Annotated in this window: 5 protein-coding genes and 1 pseudogene; 4 read left to right on the top strand and 2 right to left on the bottom strand. The window is 73.7% G+C overall.

The features are described 5' to 3' along the window. The first annotated feature begins 1,946 nt into the window (after positions 1 to 1,946). Positions 1,947 to 3,335 carry a tetratricopeptide repeat protein gene (locus tag Sru01_RS21400; protein ID WP_203989240.1) on the top strand — a complete coding sequence of 463 codons (1,389 nt, stop codon included), beginning with the start codon at positions 1,947 to 1,949 and terminating at the stop codon, positions 3,333 to 3,335. 258 nt (positions 3,336 to 3,593) lie between these two features. On the opposite strand, the gene Sru01_RS21395 is transcribed toward Sru01_RS21400, so the two are convergent. After that, positions 3,594 to 4,532, bottom strand: a complete 939-nt coding sequence (locus tag Sru01_RS21395; protein WP_239137628.1) for an MBL fold metallo-hydrolase — start codon at positions 4,530 to 4,532, stop codon at positions 3,594 to 3,596. A gap of 162 nt (positions 4,533 to 4,694) precedes the next feature. Here Sru01_RS21395 and Sru01_RS36625 point away from each other — a divergent pair. Next, positions 4,695 to 5,093 (top strand): annotated as a pseudogene (locus Sru01_RS36625) (single-stranded DNA-binding protein); the annotation flags it as partial. Positions 5,094 to 5,153: 60 nt separating this feature from the next. Here Sru01_RS36625 and Sru01_RS21390 read toward each other — a convergent pair. Then, positions 5,154 to 6,419 carry a DUF1015 family protein gene (locus Sru01_RS21390; RefSeq protein WP_239137627.1) on the bottom strand — a complete coding sequence of 422 codons (1,266 nt, stop codon included), beginning with the start codon at positions 6,417 to 6,419 and terminating at the stop codon, positions 5,154 to 5,156. A 115-nt stretch (positions 6,420 to 6,534) separates the two neighbouring features. Here Sru01_RS21390 and Sru01_RS21385 point away from each other — a divergent pair, with 115 nt between their 5' ends. Next, on the top strand, positions 6,535 to 6,966 hold the full coding sequence (locus Sru01_RS21385; RefSeq protein ID WP_203989238.1) for a tetratricopeptide repeat protein: 432 nt from the start codon (positions 6,535 to 6,537) through the stop codon (positions 6,964 to 6,966). 50 nt (positions 6,967 to 7,016) lie between these two features. Beyond that, positions 7,017 to 8,012 (top strand): HAD-IIA family hydrolase, encoded by a 996-nt coding sequence (locus Sru01_RS21380; RefSeq protein ID WP_203989237.1) that lies wholly within the window; start codon positions 7,017 to 7,019, stop codon positions 8,010 to 8,012. Positions 8,013 to 8,018 lie beyond the last annotated feature (6 nt).

Below are 8,018 nucleotides of genomic sequence, written 5' to 3'. Positions count from 1 at the left end.
CAAGGAGATCTTTCTGTCGACGGGCGACCGGTCCTGCCGCCGGCTTGTCGATGGATGAGATCAGTGGCCGGGGTGGTGTCGCCTGGCCTGGCCGTTCGGGCCGTCGGGGACGCGTATCCGGTCGTCGGATGGGCTGGTCCAGACGAGCAACCGTCGCGGCCGTCGGGCCTTGCTAGGCTGGACGGTACGAGAGCGGCCCGAGGGGCGGCCTTCGGCACCTAGCGCGCCCCGAGCGACAGAGTTAGCGGGCCCCGAGAGCGGGCGGGCCCATGAATCCGCGGCCGGTAAGACCGTCCCTTCCGCACACGGTCAGCGCAGTGAGTGAATGCGGATCACGGTGGACCGTGGTGAGCGAGCAAGTAAGGACAGAAGTGAACAGAGATAACGGACGTGAGGATTCGGGTCGCTCTCGGGATGGCGGATACCGCGCCGGCCGAGGGGCCGAGGGCGAGCCCCGTGGCGGTGACCGTCCGAGCTATGGAAACCGTGACCGGGCGCAGGGCACGCGCGGAGCGGAAGACCGTCCGAAGTACGGCGACCGCCGGGAAGGCCGTCCTACCGGCGGATCCGGGGCCGGCGATCGGGATCCCCGCGGGCGTTCCTCGCAGCGCGGTGACCGCGGCGACCGGCCGTTCGACCGTGACCGGCGAGGCTCGGGCGCGGGCCGCGAATTCGACCGCGACGACCGCCGTGGCGGCTCTTCACGTTCCTATGCGGATGGCGATCGCCGGTACTCGGGTGACCGTCCCCGGCGAGACGACCGGGGACGCCCGGATGATTCACGCGGCGCTCCCTACGGAGGGCGGACTGACCGTCGTTCGTATCCGGACTCGGCGCGGCGGGACGAACGACAGGGTGACCGGCGGTCGGGCGGATGGTCCGGCCAGAGTGCGCGGGACGATCGTGGTGACCGCCCCTCCTACCGGGATGCCTCTGCTGGGCGCCCGTCTCCGCGTGACGATCGCGGTGGGCGCCCGTCCTACCGGGATGCCTCTGGTGGACGTCCGTCTCCGCGTGACGACCGTGGCGGACGCCCGTCCTATCGAGACGACCGCGGTGGACGCCCGCCCTACCAGGACGGTCGTGGCGCCTCGGAGGCGCGGCCCTTCAGCCGGGACGGCGGAGCCGGATCCGGCCGACGTCCGTTCGACAGGGATGACCGCCCTCGCGGCGACCGCTCCTTCGGACGGGACGACCGCGGCCGGTCCTACGGGCGCGACGATCGCACGGGGCGTCCCTACGGCCGTGATGACCGCCCGGAGCGCTCCTACGGGCGCGACGACCGTGACGGGCGGCGGCCGGAGCGGTCGGACCGTGGCGGGCCGGGCTTCGCGGGAGGCGAGCGCCGTTCGTACCAGCGTGACGGCGGCGGCAGGCCCGGCGGGGCCGGGGGTGCGGGACGTCCGTACCGGGAGAGTGGACGCGGCGAGTCGCGTTACCCGGACCGGCGTCCGGAGGACCAGGGGGGCGGCTGGTCCGGCCGTCGTGACCGGGACGATCGTGGCGGCCGCCCGAACGACCGTGCTGATCGGCGTGATGGAGGCCGCGGGCCCGGCCGTGACGACCGGCCGGAGCGGCGGTTCGACCGTGATGATCGGCGTGGGCGTGACGACCGCCCGTTCGACCGTGGCCGGCGGGACGACCGCGACGAGCGCCCCTACCGGCGTGAAGACCGTGGCGAGCGCGGTGGCCGGCCGTTCCAGCGTGACGACCGCTCCTCCGGTCCGCGGCCGTTCAGCCGGGAAGGGCACCAGAGCAGGCGTGACGGTGAGGACCGGCGGTCCGGCGGAGATCAGGACCAGGGATACGCGCGACGCGACCGCGACGGTCACGCTGATCGTCGCGGTGTCGGGTCGGGTTACGGTGACGGGGGCGGCCGGGCCAGGTACGGCCGGCGCGACGATGCTCCGCAGGCCGATCGGAGCCGTCGTGAGGAGCGGGAGCCCATGCCGGAGCTCGCGCCCGACATCACGCCCGAGGAACTGGAGAAGGACGTTCGCGACGAGCTGCGCTCGCTGCCCAACGACCTGGCGGACAAGATCGCTTGTCATCTGGTCGCCGCCGAGCGCGCGCTGCGGGACGATGAGCCGGAGCTGGCCTACGAGCACGCGAAGGTGGCGCGGCGCTTCGCGGCCCGGATCGGAGTGGTGCGTGAGGCCGTCGGGGTCGCCGCCTACCACGCGGGCCAGTACGCGGAGGCACTCGGTGATCTGCGGGCGGCCCGCCGGCTGACGGGATCGGACGAGTACCTGCCCGTCATGGCCGACTGCGAGCGCGGTCTCGGCCGCCCGGAGCGGGCGATCGACCTGGTGCGCTCGCCGGAGGCCGAGCGGCTGGACCGTGCGGGCCGGATCGAGCTGGCCATCGTGGAGTCGGGGGCGCGGCGGGATCTCGGGCAGCACGACGCGGCGGTGATCACCTTGCAGCGAATCCCGGAACTGCGCGCGGAGGAGCCGCGGCCTTGGTCGGCGAGGCTCGCCTTCGCCTATGCCGACGCGCTGGCCGACGCCGGGCACGAGAGCGCGGCCGTCGACTGGTTCGAGCGGGCCATGGCGTTCGACGAGCACGGCGAGACCGAGGCGGCCGAACGGTACGCCGAGCTGACCGGCGCGGTGATCGAGGATCTCGAGGAGGACGAAGAAGACGAAGCCGTCAGGGGCGAAGCGATGGCGGCCACCGCTGATCCGGACCGGCGTCTGGGTGATCAGCAGGTCGCCGCCGGGTCGGCGGCGGAGGCCGGCGTGGCCATCATGCCGGTCACCGACCCTCCCGGTGACGGGTCGCCCTCGCCCGTGGACGCCGCCGAGGCGGACGCCGCGAGCGGTGCGCCGGTGTCGGACCGCGACGCGGACGAGGCGGCGCCGGCGGCGTCGCCTGGCGACGTGCCCGACGACCTGACCCCAGAGGCCGGCACCGGCGCGGCGGCCCTGAACCACCGGCCCGTGGCGGCCGGCGACCAGGAGGCGCCGGCATCGCTCCCGGGTGCACCGGATCAGGCGCCGCCGGCGTCGCCGCAGGAGCCCGCAGCCGACACCGGCTTGAGCCGGCGGACCGGCGCGGGAGCCGATGCTTCGGACCAGGCCACCGGCCCGGCGGCGGACGGTGCTTCGGATGTTGCGGCGGGCGGGCCGGCGGACGGACCGGCGGCCGATGATGGGGCCGTGCCGGGCCCGAAGGCGGCACCCGTGCAGCCGGGAATGGTTCCGGCGTTCATCGAGCCGGACTTCGGCCCGGCCTCCGCCGGTGACCCGGTCGACGACGCCGGCGACCTGGACGGCGCGGATGACGCGGACGAGGACGCCGAGCCCGGCGGCCGGCGGGACCGCCGAGCCTGATTCCGGGGGCTTGGCGGGTGGCGCACGTGCCGTCCGCCAAGGCACCGGGCAATCGGAGGATCGTGGCAGCCGTCCGAGGGGGCCCCGGCCTCGGCACGCCGGCTGGATCGGTGACCGGACCGGTCCCCGGCAGGCCGGGGCGGCGGAACGGAGAGGATTTGGTGGGCGCCGCCGTACGTGAAGGCGTGCGGCGCCCGCACTCTTCGTTCCCCGGCGGGCCGATCCTATGCATCAGGGGAGGGCCCAACCTAGGCCGGTTCAGCGGCCGGCCGCGGGATCGGTGCGATCCAGCCAGTGCATGATGCCGGCGACGTTCGACGGCGCGCCGCTGAGCAGCTCGAACCGGTCCGCCGTCGCCTCGCTCGCCGACAGGGCCGCGTACCGCTCGCGGGTGCGGTCACGCACCATCGCGACCGCATGGTCGAGGTCCATGCCCTCGGTGCGGGCCTGCCGGGTGAGGTCCACCCAGACACGAAGTTCCTCCGCCGAGCGTTCCAGCGTCGCGGGAACGTCGGTGACCGGGCCGTAGTGGCTGAAGAGCAGGCGCTGCGGGCCGAGGTCCCCGAACAGGGCCACCGAGTCCAGGGCGGTGCCCAGGTCGAAGTCCGGCGGCGGGGTCGCCGGGCGCAGATCGCCGGTCTCGGGAAGGTAGACGCCGGCCGCGTCGCCCACATACAGATCGCCGGTGGCCGAGTCGAGCAGACCTACGTGGTGCTTGGCGTGCCCGGGGGAGTAGTGGCTGGTGAGGCGCCGGCCGCCACCGAGGTCGATGGCGCCGGTGTCACCGAGGGCGCGGATGCGGCCCGCCTCGGTCGGTGCGAGCGTGCCGAACAGGTCGTCCAGCCGGTCCCCCCACACCATGCGCGCGCTGGCCATGAGCCGGGAGGGATCCGCCAGATGGCGGGCGCCCTTCTCATGGACGACGATCTCCGCGGCGGGGTAGTGGCCGGCGATGTCGCCGACGCCACCGGCGTGGTCGAGGTGGATGTGGGTGACCACCACCGTGGCCAGGTCCTCCGCGCCGACGCCCAGGGAGGTCAGCGCGTCCCGCACGATCGGTGCCGAGGTCGACGTACCCGTCTCGACCAGGCACGGCCGATCACCGAGGATCAGGTAGCCGGCCGTGATACCCGCGTACCCGGCCATGCGCGTGTCGATCTCGTAGACGTCGCCGCCGAGCGGTGTGACGTTGTCCACTGGCCACTCCTAGGTCGCGCCGGCTCCATGACCCCTCCAGATGGGGCCGCTGCCGTTGATGAGCGTATGGCACCGGCCCGGGCGGCCACCAAGTGCCGGTGCCTGCGTGGTGTGATCGCGGGCGGCGGTCTGGAACGCCCCCGGTGGTAGCGGAACGCGCGGATGGGGCGGCACGGTGGGCGGTTATCCACAGAACGCCGTTCACCCGCGTCGGCCTCCGCGCCGGCGGTGCAGACTCGGGTCCCGGCCGAGCCGAGACGAGAGGAAAGGCACATGCATCGCAACGAGGTGACGCTGGTGGGACGGGTGTCCAGGCCGCCCCGGCATCATGAGCTGCCCGGCGGCGGCCGGGTGACGACCTGGGGGCTGGCGGTGCGCCGGCCGGATGACCATCCGAGCCGGAAGAAATCCGATGGCATCGTCTGCGTGACCTTCGACCGGGCGCTCGGCACCGTGGTCGGGGAGTGGCGGGTCGACGATCTGGTCGGCGTGCAGGGCGCTCTGCACCACCGGTTCCGCGGCGTCACCGGCACCGGCACCAGCTCCTACGAGGTGGAGGTGCGCGCGGTGCGGCGGCTGCGTCCCGGCCGGGACGCGGCCAGGGTCAGGCCGGGCGCCCCCTCACTCGCCGGCGAAGGTGCGCATGACCAGCCCGGTGCGCGGCTTGGGCCCGAAGGAGGTGGACTTGCGGGGCACGCGTTCCCCGCCCGCGGCGATGGTGAGCACATCGTCCACCGACAGCGGCGGCACGATGATCGCGGTACCGCCGGCGGCCTGAGCCATCCGGACGGCCCGGGCCGGGTCGTGGTGGACGATGCGCACTGACCGCTCGTCGTCCCGCACGCCCATGACCTTCGGCAGCAGGAACTCGGCGAGGATCGAGGTGGCCAGCGACCGCCAGCGGGCCGACCGTCCGGCCGGCATGGCGTGCGCCACCTGGACGGCGTCGGGTTCGCTGATCAGGTGGCTCGGCCCCGTACCCGCCAGCACGAACGCCGGGCCGCCGGTGGCCGCCAGCGCGGTCAGCGCCTCGTCCAGGCGGGGGAACTCGTGAACCTGCCAGGCGCCCTTGGCGCGAGCCGCCGCCTCTTCCAGGGGAAGCCCGCCGATGACGCGATGGATCGGCCGCAGGTCCGGCGGGTACGCCGTGGAGTCCACCAGGAGCGCCAGCCCGAAGTCCCAGGGGCCGGTGCCACGGCCCTCGCCGTGGTAGGCGTCCCGCAGCGCCAGGTAGGTCGCGTACCTGTGATGCCCATCGGCGATCATGGCCTGCCGCTCGCGCAGGTCGGCGGCCACGACGTCCAGCTCGGTGGCGTCGGTGACCGCCCACAGCCGGTGGGTCAGGCCGTCCGCGGTGCGCACGTCGATCAACGGCTCGCGCCGGGCGGCCACCTCGTCCACCAGGCGGGAGGCCGGTCCTTCGTCGCCCGCGTAGATCAGGAAGATGGGTTCCAGATTGCTCTCGGTGGTGCGCATCAGGGCCAGCCGGTCGGCGACCACCTCCGGCAGGACATCCTCGTGCGGGAGCACCGTCCGCTCGCCGGGGGCGGGGAGCCGCAGGTCACCGACCAGGCCACGCTGGAGCACGCCCGCCCCGCTCTGCTCGTACACGTACAGGGCGGGCACGTCATCGGTCACCAGCACCCGCGAACGCAGCCAGGCCGCCAGCGTCTCCCGGGCCTCGGCGTAGCGGCGCTGGTCGGCACCGGGAAGGATCAGCCGCACCACGTTGTTGGAGTGGGCGTCCAGGAGACTCTTGACGTCTTCCCGGGCGATGAGATCGTACGGTGGGGAGGTGACGGCGGCCAGATCGTCGACTGCGAACCGCACGCCGCGGAACGGACGCAGCACCAGTCCACCGGCCGGCGGCAGTTCAGGATTCGCCATACCGGGCATGGTGCCATAAAGGCCCACTCGCTCCGAGACGGCCCTGACGTCGTAGTGCGGCCCGGCTCGTCAGGAAGCCGGGATGACCCCGCCGGCAGAAGGAGGCCTCGACGACATGACGCAGGGACCGAACGGCCACGCCGAATCCCCCGACGAGCGGTCCAGCGCTCCTGCGGGCGATGTTTACGAATGGTTCCAGCGTGGCGTCCAGCTGCTCAAGGACGGGAGCCCGGCCGCGGCGGCGGCGATCCTGGCCCGCGCCGCCGACGCCGAGCCAGAGTCGCGCAGCATCCGGGAGGCCCTGGCCAGGGCACAGTTCAACTCGCGGCGCTACCAGGACGCCGCCGACAGCTTCCGCTGGATCGTCTCGGCCAATCCCACCGAGGACTACGCCTACTTCGGGCTGGGCATGGCGTTGTGGCGCACCGGCGACATGGAGGCGGCTCAGGAGCCGCTGACCATCGCTGTGGCCATGCGTCCCGATCTGGGAGATTATGTAGCGGCGTTGCGTCAGGTCAAGGCCACCCTGCGGGCCCGAGGGGCCTGACCGTAGCGTCCGCCGTCCATCGACCCTCGCCCGTCGGAAATAGTGGGATCATGCAAACCGCGCTGATCGACCGTTATGACACCCTGCTGCTCGACCTGGACGGGGTCGTCTACCTCGGCCGGGTGGCGGTGCCGGGCGCTCCCGAGGCGCTCACCCGCGCGCACCACACCGGCGTGCGCCTCGCCTACGTGACCAACAACGCCTCGCGCACCCCGGCCGCCATCGCCGAGCACCTTGTGTCACTGGGCGTGCCCGCCACGCCGGGCGACGTGGTGACCTCCGCCCAGGCCGCCGCGCGACTGATCGCCGAGCGGGTGCCGGCCGGCGCGGCCGTTCTGGTGGTCGGCGGCATGGGCCTGCGCCGGGCGCTCCGCGACCAGGGACTGCGGCCGGTGACCGCGGCGGCGGAGGCCCCGGCGGCCGTCGTGCAGGGCATCTCGGCCGACCTCTCCTACGGCCTGCTGGGCGAGGGCGCCCTCGCGGTCCGGCAGGGCGCCTGGTTCGTGGCCGCCAACGCGGACACCACGATGCCCACCGAGCGGGGCCCGCTCCCGGGTAACGGCTCGATGACCAGGGTGATCGCCACGGCGACCGGCGTGGAGCCGGTGGTCGCGGGCAAGCCGGAGGCCCCGCTGCACCGCGAGTCGATGATCCGCACCGGCGCGGAGCGGCCCCTGATCGTCGGCGATCGGCTGGACACCGACATCGAGGCCGCGACCCGGGCCGAAGTGGACAGCCTGCTGGTGCTGAGCGGCGTCGCGGGGCCGCTGGACCTGCTCACCGCGCCGCCGCGGCATCGGCCCACGCACCTGGGCCGGGATGTATCCGATCTGCACCGTCCGCCCGCGCCCGTCGAGCGGCGGGAGGACGGCTGGGTCCGGGGCGGCTGGCACGCCCGGTGGGCCGGCGACCGGCTGCGGTTGTCCGGCGAGGGAGATCCATTGGACGGGCTGCGCGCCGCCTGCGCCGCGGCCTGGCATCGCGCGGGCGACGGCTCCGCCGACGAGGACGGGCTCAAGGAGGCGCTGGCCGTCCTGAGCTTCTGAGCGAAG

This window comes from Sphaerisporangium rufum (assembly GCF_016863395.1).
GTDB classification, from domain to species: Bacteria; Actinomycetota; Actinomycetes; order Streptosporangiales; family Streptosporangiaceae; genus Sphaerisporangium; species Sphaerisporangium rufum.
Note: the sequence above shows the minus strand (reverse complement) of the source record. Positions and strands in the feature narration are given on the sequence as shown.